Origin of the sequence: Aureibaculum algae, assembly GCF_006065315.1 — a bacterium.
Lineage (GTDB): Bacteria > Bacteroidota > Bacteroidia > Flavobacteriales > Flavobacteriaceae > Aureibaculum > Aureibaculum algae.
Genome location: NZ_CP040749.1, coordinates 3,490,424 through 3,511,401, shown reverse-complemented (window position 1 = coordinate 3,511,401; position 20,978 = coordinate 3,490,424). Strand labels below are relative to the sequence as shown.

The window sequence follows — 20,978 nt, the reverse complement described above, 5'->3', positions numbered from 1 at the left end:
GATGCGATTTTTTAGAGATATTTATCACTTATTTTTTCCTAAAATTTGTGTATGTTGTAAAGAACAATTGTTACAAAATGAAGAGACCTTATGTTTAAAATGTAGATTTGAGCTTCCAATAACAGATTTTATTACTGAAATTGATAATAAAGTAGAGAAAGCCTTCTTCGGTCGTTTGCCTATAGAATTTGGAGCATCATTGTTTTATTATAAAACGAAAGGCGTATCTCAACAACTTATCTATCAATTAAAATATAGAGGTCAGCAAGATATAGGTAGTCTATTAGGAAATTGGATGGGAGCTCAATTGAAAGAGAGTCAAAGGTTTCCAAAAGTTGATTATATAGTTCCCGTTCCATTGCATGCAAAAAAACTTAGGAAAAGAGGATATAACCAATTGACTACTTTTGGATTGAGTTTGTCTGAAATCATAAAAACACCTTATTTAGAAGATGTTTTAGTGCGTAAATCAAAAACGGAAACACAAACGTTAAAACAACGTTTTGACCGTTGGAAAAACGTACAAGAAATATTTGATGTAAGTACTTCTAACTTTTTCGATAATACGCATGTGTTATTAATAGATGATGTTATTACAACGGGAGCAACCTTAGAAGCTTGTGCTAATCAAATATTAAAATCAAATAATGTAAAAATAAGTATTGTTACAATGGCTTATACCGAATAGATTATTTCTTTACTTTTGCAACAAATTAAAACAATGAGGAAACAACTTTCTGTACTTTTTGGACTTTTACTTTTGGTGCTTTTTTTAACAGATTGTGCTAAAAGGGGAAGACCTACTGGTGGAGATAAGGATGAGGATGCTCCATTATTGGAAAAATCCTTTCCAGCAAATTATTCTACAAATTTTAAAGGTAAAGAGTTAAAGCTAATATTTGATGAATATGTGAAGTTGAAAGATGTAAACACTCAATTAATTATATCACCTCCTTTAAAAAATAGCCCTTTAATAACTCCAATAGGCACGGCTAGCAAAACTATAACTATTAAAATTTTAGATACGTTAAAAGAAAACACAACGTATTCCTTTAATTTCGGACAGAGTGTAACCGATAATAACGAAGGTAATATTTTTAATAATTTTAAATTTGTTTTTTCAACAGGACCTATTATAGATTCTCTTAAAGTAAATGGTAATATAAAAGATGCCTTTAATAAGAAAACAGATGAGAATGTGACCGTAATGCTGTATGAAATAAATGAAGCTTTTAAAGATTCTGTAATCTATAAGGAAAAACCCTATTATGTAGGTAATACCTTAGATTCTACCGTTTGGGAAATTACCAATATAAAAGCAGGTGAATATTTGCTAATGGCGTTAGGCGATAAATCTAAAAATTATACATTTGATCCTAAAGAGGATAAAATTGGTTTTGTTCAAAAGAATATTACAATACCTACAGATTCGAGTTTTAGTATTAAAATATTTAAAGAAATACTTCCTTTTAGATTTACAAGACCTTTTGAAGTGAGCAAAGGGCATATACAGTTTGGATATGAAGGCTTGGCAGACAGTATAAAAATAGAACCTTTAAGCGTTGTACCTGATTTTAAAAGTGTATCTAATTTTGAAAAAGATAAAGATACTTTGAATTATTATTTTAAAGGAAGTGTGGCTGATTCTATTCAATTTAAAGTGTCTAATAGAAAAGTTATAGATACTGTAATTGTGAAATTACGTTCAAAAAAAGTAGATACACTCCGATTAACAAGGTTGAACTCTAGCGAATTTCAGTTGAAAAATCAATTAAAAATTTTAAGTAATTTACCATTAGCATCTGCAGATACAACTAAAATTGATTTTTTCGATCAAGATACTATTGCTGTAAAGTATGATATGAAAATTTCAGAGGATAAATCAGAACTTATTTTCGACTTTGAGAAAAAATACGATCAAAAATATACAATGGAGATTTTACCTAATTCTATTTTTAACTTTTTTGAACAAAGCAATGATACCATAAAATATAAATTTAGCACGAAAAAAGTAGAAGATTACGGTAAGTTATTTGTCACTTTAAAAGGTGTTAAAAAGTTTCCAATTATTGTTCAGTTACTATCAAGTAAAGAAAAAATTGTTCAAGAAATTTATGCTACTAAAGAGCAACAATACGATTTTATTGATTTATTGCCTGGTAAGTATTTACTAAGAGTTATTTATGACGAAAATGAAAATAAAATATGGGACACGGGTAATTTTCTACGTAAAGAACAACCAGAAAAAGTAATTTATATTGAATTTAAAGATGATTTAAGAGCGAATTGGGATATGACAGAAACGTTTATCATAGAGTAGAATTTAAAACGATACATTTTATATTTTTAATAGCCGAATTTTTACAACTTAAGTAAGTAACATTTGTTCCATTAAATTCTTTTAATATGTTAAGTCTAAAGCCTATCTTTGTATTTAGAATGAATATAAAGAAGTGAGAAAATTATAGCAAAATGAAATTTAGTAAAGAAGATATATATAATGCGTTAGATAGCATTACGGCACCTGGTGAAGGTAAAAGTTTGGTGGAGAGTAAATCTATTGGTAATATCGTAATTTTTGGCAATGAAGTTGTTGTTGATGTGGTTATTAGCAATCCTACTTTACAGGCTAAGAAAAAAGTGGAAGTAGAAATAATGAAGGCCATTCACGACCGTGTTTATCAGAAAATTGATGTGAAAGTCAATGTAAAAGTGAATGCCCCTGCTCCTGAAAAAAAGCCAAGTAATTTAATAAAAGGTAAAAAAATTGAAGGAATTCAAAACATAATTGCCATTGCCTCTGGTAAAGGAGGAGTTGGTAAATCAACTATTACTGCTAATTTGGCCATTACTTTATCAAAAATGGGATTTAAAGTTGGTGTTTTAGATGCCGATGTTTATGGACCATCAATGCCTATAATGTTTGATGTTGCTGATGAAAAACCAATTGCCATTACTGTTGATGGACGCTCTAAAATGAAGCCTATTGAAAGCTATGGTGTAAAATTATTATCTCTTGGGTTTTTTACACAACCTGATCAGGCAGTTATTTGGAGAGGACCAATGGCGTCAAAAGCTTTAAACCAGCTTATTTTTGATGCAGAATGGGGAGAACTTGATTTCATGTTGATTGATTTACCTCCAGGAACTGGCGATATTCATTTGTCCATTGTTCAGGCAGTTCCAATTTCTGGAGCTGTAATCGTGAGTACGCCACAAAAGATTGCTTTGGCAGATGCAAAAAAAGGTGTAGCGATGTTTGAACAGAAAAACATTAGCGTTCCGGTGTTAGGAATTGTTGAAAATATGAGCTACTTTACACCAGCAGAATTGCCTGATAATAAGTATTATATCTTTGGAAAGGATGGAGCTAGAAATTTGGCAGAAGATTTAAAAACAGCATTTTTAGGAGAGGTACCACTAGTACAGAGTATAAGAGAAGCAGGAGATGTAGGACATCCAGTTGCGTTACAAAATGACACACCTTTGGAGGAGGCTTTTATAAATATCACTAAAAATTTGGTAACCCAACTTGTAAAAAGAAATGACGATTTACCACCAACTGAAGTTGTTAAAATAACAACTATGGCAGGTTGTAGTGCCGTAAATAAATAAGAGAATGACAGCAGAAAAATTAAAAAACGAAGTAGAAAAAGCATTGGCAGAAATTAGGCCTTTTTTAGAGTCTGATGGTGGAGATATTTCTCTTGTTTCAATTGATAAAAATATCGTAAAAGTTCAGCTATTAGGAGCGTGTATTGGCTGTTCTGTTAATCAAATGACCTTAAAGAATGGTGTAGAAGCCACTATCAAAAAATACGCTCCACAAATTAAAGAGGTGGTTAGCGTGAAATAATTTCGGCTTCCTAAAATTTTAGGACTCAAACAATTAAAAAAATAATCACTATCTTTGAGTTTGAACAATTGTATATACAATGCAAACTTCTTTTACAGAATTATTAGTACTTCTTAAGCTTCTGATGAAGCGAAATCCTGAATGACGTTTACTTTTTCATAAGTAAACTTTTTACAGAACTCATATTGACTTTTCTTTTCAATTGAAAATGAGTTTTTTAACTTAAAACATTTTTAATTATGCCTAGATATCATAAATTGGGTAAAATACCTCCTAAAAGACACACCATTTTTAAGAACGATTCGGGTGATTTCTATTACGAAGAACTTTTCGGAACAATAGGTTTTGATGGAATGTCATCTTTGTTGTACCATACGCATAGACCAACACAAGTTAAAGCGGTATTGAATTCTTATGATGTTTCTCCAAAAATAGCTGTGGAAAAAAATATGAAATCATTGAGTTTAAATGGTTTTAATGTTAAAGCAACAGCTGATTTTTTAGAGAGTCGAAAAATAATGTTAGCTAATAGTGATTGTTATATTGCGTTAGCCGCTCCACAAAAATCATTAAGAGATTATTTTTATAAAAATACCGATTCCGATGAAGTTTTGTTTATTCATAAAGGATCTGGAAAATTACGAACATTTCTAGGTAATATTGATTTTGAATATGGTGATTACTTGGTAATTCCAAGAGGAATGATTTACCAAATTGATTTTGATACTGAAGATAATAGATTGTTTATTGTAGAGTCTAAGCATCCTATTTATACACCAAAACGTTATCGAAACTGGTTTGGGCAACATTTAGAGCATTCTCCTTTTTGTGAACGAGATATGCATCCACCAAGTGAACTGGAAACTTTTTCAGATAAAGGAGCGTTTATCCTCAAAGTAAAAAAACAAGATATGATACACGAATATGTGTATGCTGGTCATCCCTTTAGTGTTGTGGGTTGGGATGGTTATAATTATCCTTATAAATTGTCAATCCATGATTTTGAGCCAATTACTGGGCGAATTCATCAGCCGCCACCTGTTCACCAAACTTTTGAAACTAGTGCTTTTGTAATCTGTTCGTTTGTGCCTAGATTGTATGATTATCATCCACAGTCCATTCCAGCTCCTTATAATCATAGTAATATTGATTCTGATGAGGTGCTGTATTATGTTGATGGCGATTTTATGAGTAGAAATAATATTGGCATTGGTCAAATTACGTTGCATCCGTCAGGAATTCCTCATGGTCCGCACCCAGGAGCAATGGAGCGTAGTATTGGTCAAACCAAAACAGAAGAATTAGCAGTTATGGTTGATACTTTTAAACCGCTTATGGTTACAGAAGAAGCATTAAAAATTGATACCGGAGATTATCACACCTCTTGGCTAGATGAAAATCATTAAAAAGAAAACATGGCAGATATTAAGAATTTAAAAGATTTACAAAATACAGAATATGGTATCAAAAAAATATTTGAAGATGCCGAAGATTTTTTGCCTTTACTTGGTACCGATTACGTAGAATTATATGTGGGGAATGCCAAGCAATCGGCACACTTCTATAAAACAGCATTCGGGTTTCAATCAGAAGCTTTTGCGGGATTAGAAACAGGTGTAAAAGACCGTGTTTCATATGTGCTAAAACAAGATAAGATCAGATTAGTGTTAACGACTTCTTTAGAGAAGGATGGCGTAATTAATGAACATATAAATGAGCATGGTGATGGTGTGAAAGTAGTAGCTCTTTGGGTTGATGATGCCACTAAAGCTTTTGAAGAAACTACCAAAAGAGGAGCAAAGCCATTTTTGAAACCCACCAAAGAAGAAGATAAAGATGGAGTTGTAATTCGATCAGGGATTTATACCTATGGTGAAACGGTTCATGTATTTGTAGAACGTAAAAATTACAAGGGCCTTTTTTTACCTGGCTATAAAAAATGGGAATCACATTACAATCCAGAACCTGTGGGATTAAAATTTATCGACCACATGGTAGGTAATGTGGGTTGGGGAGAAATGAAGCAATGGTGCGATTTTTATGCTAAAACCATGGGCTTTGCACAAATCATCTCCTTTACGGATGATGATATTTCAACTGAATATACGGCATTAATGAGTAAAGTAATGTCAAACGGTAATGGTAGAATAAAATTCCCAATAAATGAACCAGCCAAAGGTCAAAAGAAATCGCAAATTGAAGAATATTTAGATTTTTACAATGGACCAGGGGTTCAGCATATAGCCGTAGCAACTAATGATATTGTAAAAACAGTAGGAGCAATGCGAGATAGAGGTGTGGAGTTTCTATATGTACCAGATACCTATTATGATGATTTGCTGGAGCGTGTTGGTGAAATTGATGAAGATGTTGAAGTGCTAAAAGAGCATGGAATTTTAATTGATAGAGATGAGGAAGGTTATTTATTACAACTGTTTACAAAACCAGTTGTGGATAGACCTACGATGTTTTTTGAAGTGATTCAGCGTAAAGGAGCACAATCTTTTGGTGTTGGTAATTTTAAAGCTTTGTTTGAGGCGATTGAACGTGAACAAGCCAATCGAGGAACACTTTAGTGCTAACAACGTTTACATATTAAATTTTTAAATTCCCCTCCTTTTTTCAAGGAGGGGTGCCCGAAGGGTGGGGTGGTTATTGTTGTCTATAAATCACTCAGATAATCAATTTAAGTATCTCAAGTTGAAGTGTATCTCTGGATTTTTATTTCCTAATTTGTAAACATTATCGACAACCTTTTTTATATATTCCAAGATTAGGATTGAAGATGTATCGCTTTTGAAAAAATGTAAATAAATTAAATTTAGTTTCCCTTTATATTCTGTCATTTCTAAATTTTCAGATAACTTGTAATTTTGGTAGTAGATGTTTTTGCTTAATTTATTCTTGTTAAAGAAAATGAAAACTACATAACCATTTTTATAATTTGCGGTATCGACATTGCCTCTTTCAATCCATATAGGAACATGTTTTAGACTATCGATGGTTAGAATAATTCTTTCGTTATAGTAAAGTTCCATTTGAAGATGCCTTAATTTAGCATCTTTAATGAATTTTTCAATAAATGCCTCTGGCATTTTTGGTTTGTATGGAAAAAATTTTTTAAAGAAAGACATCTATTTTTTGAATAAATTAATTCAATATCCTCTTCACCAATTTATCTTTAGCTTCTTGATCATCCCCACACAACCACTGGATTACATTGTCTTCCCACATGGCATCTTTTTCTGCTTCGCTTATAATATTCCTATCAATAGCTAAGTCTAAAATTTTACCGGGATAAGAAGATTGTTTTACACTTTCCATTTCACCTAAAGGATATGGGTCGTCTAGGCCAATTAAAACTTGTTTGGCTCCTTGATTTTCTATAAGTAATTTCAGAGAACCTGTATCATGCACTAGGGTGTCAAAAAAGATGTTTTTATGTCCAACAGCAGCTCTAGGATGGTAATCACCTTCAAATAAATCAGGTCTACCATCAAAACCTTGAATCCGTCTTCCTAGGTTGATTTGTGCTAACTGTCCACCATGAGCAAAGCAAGTTCGCATATTTGGAAATCGTTCTTGATACCCTTTTATAGTAAAAAAGTGATACGCATCAGCACATTGAGCTAGCATCCAAATGAGATGAAAACGCCAAGATGTATTTTCTAATTTAATGAATTTTTCACCATCGTAGGGGTGGATTTCCACCGCTAAATTCAATTTACTAGCCAATTCAAAAATAGGCTCATTTTCTTCATCAAAAATACAACGCCAAGTACCAATAGTATCCATATAATGCGTGGGTAAGCAAAGTAATTGCATGCCTTGTTCAACGCAACGTTCAATTTCCCAACAGGCACCTTTTACAAAGCCAGGATGTACTACAAAACCACAGGTGAATTTACTAGGATGCTCTTGTTGAATTTTGGCATTAAAATCATTTTGAAAACGCAATGCTTTTTTCATTTCTTCAACACGTAGTCCATTTCCGTATAACTGTGACAAATTAAGTACCACGGCATGGTCTATTTTGAAACGCTCCATCCACGCTAATTTTTCGTGTAAGAAGAAACTAGAATCCGTTACAGGTCTGCTCCAATCTTTTTGAAGCATAAATTTCCGGTCTTTATCTACCCAAAAAATACCCTTATCTTTCATGTATTGAGGTATTTCCTCTGGATAAGGTAGTAAGTGTGAATGTCCGTTAATACGTAATTTGCGTTTTTTTTCCATGATTTCACTCCAGCGAAGGCGGGAATCTTTTAAATGTTAGTTAAATTATTTTATTAATACTGTCATTGCGAGAAGCATAAACGAATTATATCTATAAGTTGTAATTATGGATGCGACGCGGCAATCTCATTAATGTTACCACTACTCTATTTTTACTTTTTTTGGTGGCTCCATAACTTCACCACAATTTGGACACGAACGTTTCTTTTTGTCCGTATAATAATTGTCAAAAATTACGGGCATATCGGTTTCAATATTTTTTACGGTAAAGTCTTCTTCGTATAATTTGGTAGTACAATTTTCACAAAACCAAAGTAAGGCATCTCGCATCCCTTCAGGGCGTTTGTATTCAATTACCAAGCCTACAGTATTGGCACCACGTTGCGGAGAATGTGGCACTTTTGGTGGTAATAAATAAATATCACCTTCTTTGATGTGGACGTCTTTTGGAGTGCCATTGTCTATAATTTTTAGTACAATATCACCTTCCACTTGATAGAAAAATTCAGGAGTTTCGTTGTAATGGTAATCTTTTCTATTGTTTGGACCTCCTACAACCATCACTATAAAATCACCATCTTTCCAGACTACTTTATTGCCCACAGGTGGTTTTAATAAATGTCTGTTTTCTTCAATCCATTCTTTAAAATTTAAAGGAGAAACTAATTTGCTCATAGTAAAAATCCCATCCTAGCCTTCCTAAAGGGAAGGAATTCCTAACTGGGCGGTTAAGAATTTTTGTTAGTGTATTAATATTTCAAGTATAAAGATACGAATTTCTGTATTCTTAACTACCACAACTTAAGTCATAAGCCGGAGCCGAAATCTAATTTAATCGTGACAGATAAGTTCTCGACTCCGCTCGAACGGACATCATTTTTCTTAAATAAGTCTTATAAGAAAAGAATACGTTATTACAATGATTTCGTTCTGCCACCATCTACAGGTAAATTAATTCCATTGATATAACTAGCAGCTTCCGTAGCTAAAAAAGCGACGGCATTTGCTATTTCTCCTGGTTGTGCAAAACGCTTGGCAGGAATACCATTCTTCATAGCTTTTGAAATTTCTTCAGGTTTTCTGCCTGTTTTAGTCGCTTTATTATTGATTATTTCAGTCAATCTTGTGGTGGCGGTTGCTCCAGGTAAAACGTTATTTACGGTAATACCATATTCTCCCAGTTCATTAGCTAAGGTCTTACTCCAATTGGCAACTGCACCTCTAATGGTATTACTCACACCCAACCCATCCAACGGTTGTTTTACTGAGGTTGAAATGATGTTAATAATTCTACCAAAATCAGCTTCTTTCATTTTTGGAACTACTGTTTGAACCAATATATGATTCGATTTTAAATGTTGTGTAAAAGCACTTTCAAATTCTGATAACTCTGCGGATAAGGCAGCTCCTCCAGCTGGCCCCCCAGTGTTGTTAACTAATATGTGATAAGTGTCAACTTCAGCGAGTTTTCGAGCTACTTTTTGCCCTAATTCTACAGGGTTTTGAAAATCAGCCACGATATACGAGTGATTTTGATAGGTGTTTGGTAATTCTGCTACTACCTGTTTTAATTTTTCTTCATTTCTGGCCACTAAGGTAATATTAGCACCCAATTCTGCCAATGCCATGGCACAGGCCTTACCAATACCCTGAGTACTGCCACAAACCAATGCATTTTTGTTTTCTAATTTTAAGTTCATTCCCATTCCAACCTTCCCAAGGGGAAGGAGTTTTATTTTAGATTAATAATTTGATTTTTAGTTTCACCCAAGTTCCTTCCCTTCGGGAAGACGGAAGATGGGCTAATATTTTATACACACATTCTTTGCTTCTGTGAAAAAGCGTAAGGCTTCAAATCCGCCTTCTCGTCCCATTCCCGAGGCTTTTATGCCGCCAAAAGGGGTTCGTAAATCGCGTAACATCCACGTATTTACCCAAACTATTCCGACTTCGAACTGATTGGTCATTCGCATGGTTCTAGACAAATCATTGGTCCATAAAGTTGCAGATAGCCCGTATTTAACGCTATTTGCCATTTGTAAAGCTTCATCGTCACTTTTAAAAGGCATAATAGTAACCACAGGGCCAAATACTTCTTCTTGATTTATCCGACAATTGTTTGTTGTAATTTCAATAACTGTGGGTTCCAAATAATATCCATTTTCATAATCGGTGACGGTTACCTTTTCTCCACCACATAAAATATTTCCGTTTTCTGATTTTGAAATGTTGATATAATCTAAAACTTTTTCAAGATGCTCTTTAGAAACCAATGCTCCAATATTCGTATCAGAATTGGAAGGGTGTCCCACTTTTAATACTTTTACTTTATTTATAAAATCCGTCTTGAATTTTTCATAAATAGATGCTTCTACAAAAATGCGACTACCGCATAAACATATTTGTCCTTGATTGGCAAATGAAGAGCGTACGGTAGTTTCTAACATTTCCGTATAATTACAATCGGCAAAGATGATATTAGGGTTTTTTCCTCCTAATTCTAACGATAATTTTTTAAACATAGGAGCGGCTATTTTTGCGATTTCGGCTCCTGTTTTGGTACCCCCTGTAAATGAAATGGCTTTAATGTCAGGATGTTCAACCATTGCTTTTCCTGTTGAGGTTCCTGTTCCATGTACTATGTTTAATACGCCTTTTGGGAGGCCAGCTTCATTTAGTATCTCTCCAAGTAAATAAGCGGTCATAGGTGTGACTTCACTTGGTTTGGCAATTACACAGTTACCAGCAGCTAAAGCAGGGGCAATTTTCCATGTAAATAAATAGAGTGGGAGGTTCCACGGACTGATACAACCCACAACGCCAATTGGTTGGCGTAAGGTATAATTGATGGCGTTTTGCCCAACACTCTCGTGACTCTCACTTGCAAACTGCGTAATGGCATTTCCAAAAAAGCGAAAATTACTCGCTGCTCTTGGAATATCTACTGTTTTTGCCAATGAGATGGGTTTTCCATTATCCTTACTCTCTGCTTCTGCAAATCGATCTAAATTGACTTCTATTAATTCTGAAATTTTAATGAGAATTCTACTACGTTCATCCAGTGTAGTTTGCGACCAAGAAGCAAAAGCTGTTTTCGCAGCTTTAACAGCGTTGTCTATATCTGCTTGAGTTGAATTGGGAATTTGTCCATAAACTTCACCATTGGCGGGACAATAATTGTCTAGCCATCTATCTTTGATGGGAGGCGAAAATTTTCCGTTGATGTAGTTTTGGATTTTTGTCATTATTAACTTATTACTTTTTTAAACTCACGTTTTACAACCCTATGAGCTTCGCTCGGTAGCTTCAAAACAAAACACATTTTGTTTCTCACTAATCCTCAAGGGGACAATCCTACCAATTTTAATTATTTCAAACCTCAAATCTTTTTATAAGCCATTACCTTAATCTCCACCACTAAATCTGGATGTGGTAATTGATGTACAGCAACAGTTGTTCGGGTTGGTCCTGTTTCTTTGTCAAAAAATTCTGCATATGCCTTGTTGTAGCCAGCAAAGTCATTCATATTTACTAAGAAAGTAGTAACATCAACAATATCTTTTAAAGTAGCACCTTCATTCGCTAAATTTCGTTCAATGTTTTTTAGTACTTCACGGGTTTGAATTTCAATGTTGAGGTGTTTTGTACCCATTTCGTCAATAATATCAACACCAGCAATGGTATTGTCTGGTCTTCTTGAACTGGTACCAGATACAAATATAAAATCACCTGCACGCTTGGTATGTGGGTAGGCTCCTCGAGGTGTTACTTTGTTATCCATATAAAATCCCATCCTAGCCTTCCCGAAGGAAAGGAACTCCTAACTGGGTGGTTAAGAATATTTTTATTGTTGAATTAATATTTTAAACATAAATATAGGCAAATTTTGCGTTTAAATCCCCCTCCGTTCGGGAGTGTCGGGGTGGGATTTTACATGTTTTTTGCAATCCTGTCTTCTTCTAAAATGTTTTCTGTTTCAGTTTGTACCTTTTTTAAAATTGCAGCTAACTCTTCTTTAGACGTTTTTTCGGATATTGAAATGTCATGATCGGCAATCATATTTAACATCGCCTTATCCTGTGCTCTTCCTTGAGTCATTGCTTTATAATATCCGATATTTTCATTAAAAGTAACCAATGAATATTTTGAAGAATATTCAGTTGGGAAGTTTTTTTCTAAGGCCATTTCTAAATTACGCTTTTCTCTAAAGATAGCATTGTTTACGTGACCTTTCATTTCATGAAAATTATCTATGGCTAAATCAGCAATAGCATCGGTATCTATTTTTCGCGATTTTTCGAAGGCTTTAAAAACACTTTCCCAATCTTGTGCATCATCAAGGTATTTATCAAATTCAACCACATCCTCAAAAGAAGCATTCATTCCTTGACCGTAAAACGGAACAATCGCATGAGCAGAATCTCCCATTAATAAGGTATTTCCTTTATAATGCCAAGGAGAACATTTTACCGTACCTAAAGGTGATGTAGGATTTTCAAAGAAATCATCAATGAGATTTGGCATCAATTCCAAGGCGTCTTTAAAGTATGTTGTAAAGAATTCTAGTACTTTCTCTTTAGTTGTTAAGTTGTTAAAATTGTATTCGCCTTCAGCATAACTTAAAAATAAGGTTACCGTAAAACTACCATCCAAATTGGGTAATGCAATAAGCATAAAATCGCCTCTTCCCCAAATGTGTAAGGCATTTTTAAAGACTTTGTAGCCACCATTTTTGGCAGGTAGAATACTTAATTCTTTATAGCCATGCGTCAAATAATCTTGGCTAAAACTGAATAAGAATTTTTTACCTAAATAGTAACTTTTTCGTAAAGAAGAACCTGCTCCGTCTGTTCCAAAAATGACATCTGCTTTTTTTGAAACCTCAGATTTTGTTTCATATTGATAAAAATGAGCTATGGAATTTTCAAAATCAACCTCAGTAGATTTATGATTAAAGTAGATGGTTACGTTAGGTAATGCTTCAGCTTCATCGAGTAATAAGGCATTTAAATCACCCCGAGAAATGGAATTGATATATTCATGTTCTCTACCGCTATAGGGTGCTAAAACAGTATTTCCTGCTACATCGTGCAACATTCTACCATTCATTGGGATGCAGAGCGGTTTAACCTTTTCTTCTAAACCCACCAATTTCATTGCTTTTATACCTCTATCTGAAAAAGCAAGATTGATGGAGCGTCCTGCACTGATATCTATTTTACGTAAATCAGGTCGTTTTTCATAAACACTAATGTTATAGCCGCGTTGTCCTAAACGCAAGGCTAGGAGTGAGCCACAAAGTCCGGCACCTACTATGAGTATGTTATCTTTTTTAGTCATTTAGTATCTCTTTCAATTTTTCAACCATAGTATATACATCTAGATATGTATTGTATAACGGAACGGGGGCACAGCGTATAACATCTGGCTCTCTCCAGTCACTTACAACACCACTCTCTGTGAGTTTATGATGCAATTTTTTGTCTGCATTTAATACCTGAATGGATAGTTGACACCCACGTTCAGAGGGGTCTTTTGGTGTTATAATTTTTATATTTGGATTGTTTAATTGTTCAATTAAAAATTCAAAATAGCCTGTTAGTTTTTTCGATTTTTCAACCAATCTATCTATTCCTACTTCGGCAAACATATCTAAAGAGGCTCTAATAGCTGCCATAGATAAAATGGGGGGATTGCTTAATTGCCAACCTTCAGCTCCAGGTAATTGATCAAATTCATCACGCATATTAAAACGTGTTTCTTTATTGTGGCTCCACCAGCCTGTAAAACGGTTTAACTCTCTATCGTTGGCATGACGTTCGTGTACAAAACAACCAGCGAGACTTCCTGGGCCTGAGTTTAAATATTTGTAAGTACACCAAACTGCAAAATCAGCACCAGAATCATGTAGGTTTAATTTTACATTACCAGCACCATGAGCACAGTCAAAACCAACCATGGAATCGTGAAAATGAGCTAAGGATGTAATTCGTTTTAAATCAAAATACTGTCCCGTATAATAATTAACGCCACCAATTAATGTCAATGCTATTTCATCACCATATAGGTCGAAAATAGCTTCTAAATCTTCATACCTAGCCAATTCATTTCCTTTGCGTGGCTTCCATAAAATTATACCATCTTTTTCATCAAATCCGTGATGTCGCAATTGCGATTCTACGGCAAACTTATCAGAGGGGAAAGCATCTGCTTCAATTACTATTTTATATTTCGTTTTTGTGGGTTTATAAAAGGAAACCATCATAAAATGCAGATTTGCTGTTAACGTATTCATTACGATAACTTCTATGGGTTTTGCACCTACAATATTCGCCATATTTTCGGTTAAAAATTCATGGTAATGTAACCATGGATGCTTACCTTCAGTATGCCCTTCAACACCTAGTTCAGCCCATGCTTTAAGTTCTTCTTCAACATAAGACATGGTTGATTTTGGTTGTAATCCTAAAGAGTTCCCTGTAAAATAAATGAGGTCGTTTCCGTTTGTGTCTTTTGGAATGTGAAATTGATTTCGATACGCAGATAAATCATCTGACTGATCTTGCGTTTTAGCATATTCTAATCCTAATTGATAATCTGACAAGGTTGTAGTTTTATGATTTAAACAAAAATAAGAATTTATAAACTAATTAGGCTTTCTAGATATATTTTATATCTTCGTTTTATGAAAAAAATAGTACTCTTATTTTACTTGTTTGGTTTTGTTTTGATTGCTCAAGAATCTAGAACTACCTTACTTAAGGTTGAAAAACAGTTTCAACAAACTTATGTGTCAGATGTTTTAAAAGTAGAACAGATTCCCAACAATCCTTTTGTAGCTTTTTCTATTCGCGTTTCAGGTAATGCTATTTCTAAAGCCATTGAAGCTGTTTATTATAAGGATATTAATAATGAATGGCAGTTGTTTCCTGTTGATGAAAACAATTTTGAAGTCAATAAGTATCATGCCATGGCCTATCTGGATGTTAAGAGTGAGCAAACGCAAGTAAAAATAATTTTGAAGGAGCTGGCAACGCTAGATGATATAAAATTCAATTTTTATTATCCCTATGAAACAGCGTTTTTAGAAACGAAAGCACAAAAGAAAAGTAGTAATTTAAATACTGTCAAAACGAAAACATTGGCCTCTTGTAATTGTGCCGCTCCAACAGTAATAACAAGAGCTTCTTGGTGTCCCAATAATGATTGTCCACCAAATTCTAATCCAAGTTCTACAGATGTTAAGTTTTTAATAGTACATCATACGGCAGGAGCAAATACCTCTTCAGATTGGGCTGCAGTGGTACGTTCTATCTGGAATTACCATGTAAATACTAACGGTTGGTCAGATGTGGGGTATAACTTTTTATTGGATAAAGAAGGGAATGTTTATGAAGGGAGAGAAGATGATACGACAGGAGCTCATTTTTCAGGGCATAACAGTGGAACTTCAGGGATGTCATTGATGGGAACCTACACTACGGTAACCCCAGAAACCGCAATGATTAATAGTCTTAAAAGTTTGTTGGCATGGAAAGCCTGTGTAAAAGGTATAGATCCTATCGCAACAAAGTATCATGCTTCGTCAGGATCGTATATACAAACAATCTCTGGTCATAGAGATGGTGGTAGTACAGAATGTCCTGGGCAAAAGGTTTATGATATGTTACCAACTATTAGAACGGAAGTTGATGGTATTCTTAGCGGTTGTGTGGCATTAGGTATAGATGATGAGCTACTTAACAAAGTGAAAGTCTATCCTAATCCTTTTTTAGATAAAATTGCAATTGAGACTTCTTTTCTGGATAATGAGGTGTTAGTAATAAAATGTTTTGACGTAACAGGTAGAATGGTTTTTGAAGATGATAATGCCACTAAGAAATCAAAAGCAGAAATTGATTTATCATTTTTATCATCAGGAGTGTATTGGTTGCAACTAAATATTGATAATAAAACAGCCCGTTTTAAACTGATAAAAACTTAAATTTGAACCGTATTAAAATTTTAAATATGAAAAAACAAGTATTAGTATTCGCATTGATCTTAGCAACCTTAACGATGTATGCTCAAAAACCTAAAACTATTGAAGGAAAAACCAAAAATTTAAAAGGGATTACTTCATATAATTTAGAGTTTGATTATTCAGATGTACAGATTCCTAAATATGATTCGGAAGAAGAATTTTTAGAAGATAAAATGGCTAAAAGGGAAGAGAAAGAAGCAGGTACAGGTGAAAAATTTAAAAAATCTTGGTTTGCAGATCGCGAAAATAGATATGAGCCAAAGTTTAAGGAATCTTTTGATAAGAGGTTTGATGAAGGTGAGTTCAATGTAAGTAAAGACAATACCGAAGCTAAGTATACTATTAAAATCCATACGACTAAGTTATATGCTGGTTATAATGTAGGTATTGTTAGAAGAAATGCTGAAATAGATGCCGTTTTAACGATTTATGAAACAGAAAACCCTTCTACTATTTTATGGTCTGGTAAATATTCTAAAGTTCAAGGAGCTGGAGCTATGGGTTTTGATTATGATTCTGGTTATAGAATTTCAGAATGTTATGCAAAACTGGCTAAGGAATTTGCTAAAATGTTAAAAAAGGTTTCGAAATAATTTTATCTCCGCCTATTAGGTAACAATGGTGGTGGTTCTCCGGTAAAGGGATTCCATCTACTAATGCTTTTGGCTTCCATACCACTTGCACTAACCACGGAACGGTCACCATAGCGTTCACGCATTTTATCTATGGCGGTACTTAAATTTATTAATTTCTCATCATCTTCAAATAAGTTGATTTGATGTCCGCCTTCAACCAAATGACTAAACTTAACACCAATTAATCGTACTAATAACCGTCTGTTATACAGTTTTTTAAATAAGTCTAATACCACGGGTAAAATAGAACTGTCTAAAGAACTATAAGAAATTCTTTTTTGTTGGGTGTAAGTTTGAAAATCAGAATAGCGTATCTTAAAAGTAACACAAGCCGTTAATTTATGCCCCCGTCTTAGCTGATATGCCAAATTTTCAGTCATAGCTATAATAATACTTCTTAATTTTTCAACATCAGTAGTGTCTTTGTTAAAAGTACGTTCGGTAGAAATTGATTTCCGTTCGTGGTATTGTATTACAGGACTGTTGTCAATACCATTGGCTTTTTTCCAAATACTCAAGCCATTTTTACCCAATACTTTATGCATCAATTGCATGGGCATTTCTTGTACGGTTATAATACGTTTGATACCTAAATCGCATAATGATTTGTAAGTAACTTCACCTACCATTGGTATTTTCCGAATAGATAATGGGGCTAAAAAAGGTTTTTCGGTTCCCTTTATAATCTGAATTTGATTATCGGGTTTGGCTTCGCCTGTAGCAATTTTTGACACGGTTTTATTAATGGACAATCCAAAAGAAATAGGCAACCCTGTTTCTTTCATAATGCGTTGTCTTAATTCACTTGCTAATTGATGACATCCAAAAAACTTATCCATTCCCGTAAGGTCAATATAAAACTCATCAATAGAGCTTTTTTCATATAAAGGCACACTTTCTTTAATGACTTCGGTTACATTTTGCGAAAATTTAGTGTAAATACCAGAGTTACCTCTTAGTACAATTGCTTCAGGGCATAACTGTTTTGCCATACGCATAGGCATAGCAGAATGGATGCCAAATTTTCTAGCTTCGTAACTGCACGATGCTACAACACCTCGATCAGAAGTACCGCCAATTAATACGGGTTTACCTTTTAGTCGATTGTCTAATAAGCGTTCACAAGACACAAAAAAGGTGTCTAAATCCATATGTACAATAGCTCTGTCTCTTTGTGTCATGTTGTAATTGATTTCGGTTTGTCTGAATACCTCGGGTCTTCAATAATAGCTAGTCTGTGCATAGAACTAACTTCTATATTTATGCAATCAAACTCTTCTAGTACTTTGCCGATAATAGCATAAATACCTTTTCCCCTAAAGGGATATTTTATTGCTGCGGGCGGAAAATGTACGGTGTCTATAAAATCGCCATCACGATCTAAAAACGTACCGAAATACATGGTCTTGCTATTTGATGTTGACGTACGTTTTGTAGTTACTAAATAGCCTTCAATCGCTATCGTTTTGTTTTTATAATGCGGTAAATGTCTAGCCCTTGAATTATTATATTGAGGCTTTGTCAATAATTTAAAAGGATTACACAATGGGAAGCCTAGCAATTCAAATTCGTCAAAGGCATTCTCTAACTCAGTACTTTTCAGTTCTGGAGTTTTATAAGAAATACGCTCTGTTTTAAATAAAGTAATACGATCTTCTTGTAATGGTACTTTACTTATTTTTAAATGTGCTTGCCATAGTAATTCGCGTTTATTTATTCCTGTAAATCGAAAAGCATTAATTTTTATTAAGATGGAAATTTGTTCTACTGAAATAGAAACACGTTCTATAAAGTTATTCAAGCTTTTAAATAATCCATTTTTTTCTCGTTCTAAAAGGATTTTTTTAATGGTATTAGATTCAAAAGATTGCAAAAAACCATATCCCAAATAAATGGTTTTACCACGTACAATTGTTTGATTATAACTGGTGTTAATGCACGGAGCTTCGATAATAGCTCCGTGCATTCTGGCCTCATGTACATAGAGTTCTACACTATAAAATCCACCACCATTATTTAAGGTGGCTACCATATATTCAATAGGGTAGTACGCTTTTAAAAAGAGGCTTTGGTAACTTTCAACAGCATATGAAGCGGAATGTCCCTTAGCAAAAGCATAGCCAGCAAAACTTTCAATTTGTCGCCAGATTTCACTGGTTAAGGTTTCTGGTTTACTATCTTTTTTACAATTGTCAAAAAACAATTGTTTTACTTTTAAAAATTCATCTCGAGAGCGGAACTTACCTGACATTCCGCGACGTAACATATCTGCTTCGCTTAGGGTTAATCCGCCAAAATAATGGGCAACTTTAATTACATCTTCTTGATAGACCATTACACCATAAGTTTCGGGCATAATGTTTAAAAGTACCGGATGTGCTTCTTTTCTACGTTCCGGATACCGATATCGTAAAATGTATTCTCGCATCATACCCGATTTTGCTACACCAGGACGTATTACAGAACTAGCAGCTACCAAGCCTAAATAATTGTCAACTTGTAATTTCTTCAGTAACATTCGCATGGCTGGAGATTCTACATAAAAACAACCAATAGCTTTGGCATTTTTAAGCAGGTACTTAATCTGTTTGTCTTCTTTAAATCGTTTGATATCATGAATGTCTATGGCTTCTTTTTCAGGATAATTATGGTTAACAATTTCAACAGTATCTTTTATTTTACCCAACCCGCGTTGACTTAAAATATCGAATTTATACAAGCCAATATCTTCGGCAACTACCATATCAAATTGTGTGGTGGCAAATCCTTTTGGAGGGAAAAAGGTTGCACAGTAATAATGAATTGGTTTTTCTGAAATTAAAATTCCACCTGCATGTATGCCTAAATAGTTGGGAAATCCTTGAATATATTTGCTGTAGGTAATTACCAATTGTGATAATTTATCTAACGTATTAAAATTATATTTTCCTCTGGTTAATATATCCATTTCTGATTTCGGTAACCCAAAAACCTTACCCAGTTCTCTCACAGAAGCCCTGAATTTAAAAGTGTTGTAAACAGCTATTAATGCTGTGTTTTTAAAACGTTTAAAAATAAATTGAGTAATATCATCACGGTCTGTCCATGAAAAATCAATATCAAAATCAGGTGGATTTTTACGATAAAGATTGATAAAACGTTCAAAATACAAGTCTAACTCCACAGGGTCAACATCTGTAATTCTTAAAAGGTATGCTACAATACTATTGGCACCACTACCACGGCCTACATAGAAATAGCCTTTGCTACGGGCATATTTGAGGATTTTCCAATTGATTAAAAAATAAGAGACAAAGCCTTTTTGTTTGACAATATCTAATTCTTTTTTTATCCGATTGTAAATTGTTTCATCGGGATTTTGATAGCGATAATTCAATCCTTCATAGGTGAGTTTTTCTAATAAGCGATAATCTAAATTTTCACTATTGGTATACGATTTTTGGTTATTAGGAACCTTTTGAGAGAAGTCAAAATCAATTGTGCAATTGTCTAATAATTTTTCGGTATTTTTAATTAATTCAGGATAATCAGCATAAATAAGTTTTAGTGTACTGAGCGATAATAATAGATCTGTCTCGGCTCCTTGTTCGCTTGAAGGGAGCTTGCTTAATAAGGTATTGTTGTCAATAGCTCGTAAGAGTCGGTGAGTGTTAAAGTCTTTTTTATCCTGAAAAGAAACGGTCTGTAATACCACCAGTTTTTCACGACTGTTATTCCATTTTGAAAACTTTAAATGGTTGAGGTCTTTGGGTTTAATGCCTAAATATTCATTTTCTTTTAGAATGTAATCTTTATCTTTTTCAAAAGGATAAATAACAAAAGTATCATTGATGTATTTAGGTTGCTCTGGGATTTTTAAGGTTTTATCATGTAAAAAAGTAGAGAGATAAGTGTTGATTTTTTGAAAACCAGCATTGTTTTTTGCCAAGACTATAAACTTTTGTTCTACTCCATCTCTGAAATCAACACCTAAAACAGGTTTAATTTTTTTTTCTAATGATAAACGCACAAGATCTAAACATGCCGAAGTGCTGTTAATATCCGTCAGGGCAATGGTATGCAAGTTGTTTCTAACTGCTAAATCCAATAAGTTTTCTGGACTTATAGTGCCGTAACGGAGGCTATAATATGTATGACAATTGAGGTACACGTTTATTTTTTATAATTTTTTACAAATTTAGTTTCATTATGAAACAATTATTGTTTAATTTTGAAACATTATGAAATA

Annotated in this window: 18 protein-coding genes; 8 read left to right on the top strand and 10 right to left on the bottom strand. The window is 33.8% G+C overall.

Annotation, left to right across the window (positions count from 1 at the left end; translation table 11 throughout):
• The first annotated feature begins 1 nt into the window (after nt 1).
• The 6 genes from FF125_RS14765 (at nt 2) to hppD (ending at nt 6,432) form a co-directional block, all read left to right on the top strand.
• Complete coding sequence (locus tag FF125_RS14765; protein ID WP_138950488.1) at nt 2–688, top strand: ComF family protein; 687 nt, start codon at nt 2–4, stop codon at nt 686–688.
• A 33-nt stretch (nt 689–721) separates the two neighbouring features.
• Entirely contained in the window at nt 722–2,320 is a 1,599-nt protein-coding gene (locus FF125_RS14760) for an Ig-like domain-containing protein (protein WP_138950487.1), read from the top strand.
• Nucleotides 2,321–2,472: 152 nt separating this feature from the next.
• Nucleotides 2,473–3,615: an Mrp/NBP35 family ATP-binding protein gene (locus tag FF125_RS14755; protein ID WP_138950486.1), complete on the top strand. Its 1,143-nt coding sequence runs from the start codon at nt 2,473–2,475 to the stop codon at nt 3,613–3,615.
• A 4-nt stretch (nt 3,616–3,619) separates the two neighbouring features.
• Nucleotides 3,620–3,856 carry a NifU family protein gene (locus tag FF125_RS14750; RefSeq protein ID WP_117883554.1) on the top strand — a complete coding sequence of 79 codons (237 nt, stop codon included), beginning with the start codon at nt 3,620–3,622 and terminating at the stop codon, nt 3,854–3,856.
• Between the two features lie 239 nt (nt 3,857–4,095).
• A complete protein-coding gene (locus FF125_RS14745; protein ID WP_138950485.1) occupies nt 4,096–5,262 on the top strand; it encodes a homogentisate 1,2-dioxygenase in 1,167 nt (388 codons plus the stop codon).
• Nucleotides 5,263–5,271: 9 nt separating this feature from the next.
• Entirely contained in the window at nt 5,272–6,432 is a 1,161-nt protein-coding gene (hppD, locus tag FF125_RS14740) for a 4-hydroxyphenylpyruvate dioxygenase (RefSeq protein WP_138950484.1), read from the top strand.
• 105 nt (nt 6,433–6,537) lie between these two features.
• Here the strand turns inward: hppD and FF125_RS14735 are convergent, their stop codons facing one another.
• The 8 genes from FF125_RS14735 to kynU form a co-directional block, all read right to left on the bottom strand.
• Nucleotides 6,538–6,990, bottom strand: a complete 453-nt coding sequence (locus tag FF125_RS14735; protein WP_138950483.1) for a hypothetical protein — start codon at nt 6,988–6,990, stop codon at nt 6,538–6,540.
• A gap of 16 nt (nt 6,991–7,006) precedes the next feature.
• Nucleotides 7,007–8,092 carry an amidohydrolase family protein gene (locus FF125_RS14730; RefSeq protein WP_117883550.1) on the bottom strand — a complete coding sequence of 362 codons (1,086 nt, stop codon included), beginning with the start codon at nt 8,090–8,092 and terminating at the stop codon, nt 7,007–7,009.
• Nucleotides 8,093–8,233: 141 nt separating this feature from the next.
• Nucleotides 8,234–8,767, bottom strand: a complete 534-nt coding sequence (locus FF125_RS14725) for a 3-hydroxyanthranilate 3,4-dioxygenase (protein WP_138950482.1) — start codon at nt 8,765–8,767, stop codon at nt 8,234–8,236.
• A gap of 239 nt (nt 8,768–9,006) precedes the next feature.
• Nucleotides 9,007–9,792 (bottom strand): SDR family oxidoreductase, encoded by a 786-nt coding sequence (locus tag FF125_RS14720; RefSeq protein WP_138950481.1) that lies wholly within the window; start codon nt 9,790–9,792, stop codon nt 9,007–9,009.
• 102 nt (nt 9,793–9,894) lie between these two features.
• Nucleotides 9,895–11,337 carry an aldehyde dehydrogenase gene (locus FF125_RS14715; RefSeq protein ID WP_138950480.1) on the bottom strand — a complete coding sequence of 481 codons (1,443 nt, stop codon included), beginning with the start codon at nt 11,335–11,337 and terminating at the stop codon, nt 9,895–9,897.
• Between the two features lie 134 nt (nt 11,338–11,471).
• The gene (locus tag FF125_RS14710) at nt 11,472–11,873 is read right to left on the bottom strand and encodes a RidA family protein (protein ID WP_138950479.1); all 402 of its coding nucleotides are present in this window, start codon (nt 11,871–11,873) and stop codon (nt 11,472–11,474) included.
• Between the two features lie 149 nt (nt 11,874–12,022).
• Nucleotides 12,023–13,432 carry an FAD-dependent oxidoreductase gene (locus tag FF125_RS14705; protein ID WP_138950478.1) on the bottom strand — a complete coding sequence of 470 codons (1,410 nt, stop codon included), beginning with the start codon at nt 13,430–13,432 and terminating at the stop codon, nt 12,023–12,025.
• A complete protein-coding gene (gene kynU / locus FF125_RS14700; protein WP_138950477.1) occupies nt 13,425–14,696 on the bottom strand; it encodes a kynureninase in 1,272 nt (423 codons plus the stop codon). Before kynU ends, FF125_RS14705 begins: the two co-directional genes overlap by 8 nt.
• An 81-nt stretch (nt 14,697–14,777) precedes the next feature.
• On the opposite strand from kynU, the gene FF125_RS14695 reads away from it, so the two are divergent.
• Together FF125_RS14695 and FF125_RS14690 are read left to right on the top strand one after the other, a co-directional pair.
• Nucleotides 14,778–16,076, top strand: a complete 1,299-nt coding sequence (locus tag FF125_RS14695) for an N-acetylmuramoyl-L-alanine amidase (protein WP_138950476.1) — start codon at nt 14,778–14,780, stop codon at nt 16,074–16,076.
• 26 nt (nt 16,077–16,102) lie between these two features.
• Entirely contained in the window at nt 16,103–16,708 is a 606-nt protein-coding gene (locus tag FF125_RS14690) for a hypothetical protein (protein WP_138950475.1), read from the top strand.
• 2 nt (nt 16,709–16,710) lie between these two features.
• Here FF125_RS14690 and dinB read toward each other — a convergent pair whose 3' ends face one another.
• Both dinB and FF125_RS14680 read right to left on the bottom strand, forming a co-directional pair.
• Nucleotides 16,711–17,931, bottom strand: coding sequence for a DNA polymerase IV (gene dinB / locus FF125_RS14685; protein WP_117883543.1), 1,221 nt, complete (start codon nt 17,929–17,931; stop codon nt 16,711–16,713).
• Entirely contained in the window at nt 17,928–20,900 is a 2,973-nt protein-coding gene (locus tag FF125_RS14680) for a DNA polymerase III subunit alpha (RefSeq protein ID WP_138950474.1), read from the bottom strand. Before FF125_RS14680 ends, dinB begins: the two co-directional genes overlap by 4 nt.
• Nucleotides 20,901–20,978: the final 78 nt, after the last annotated feature.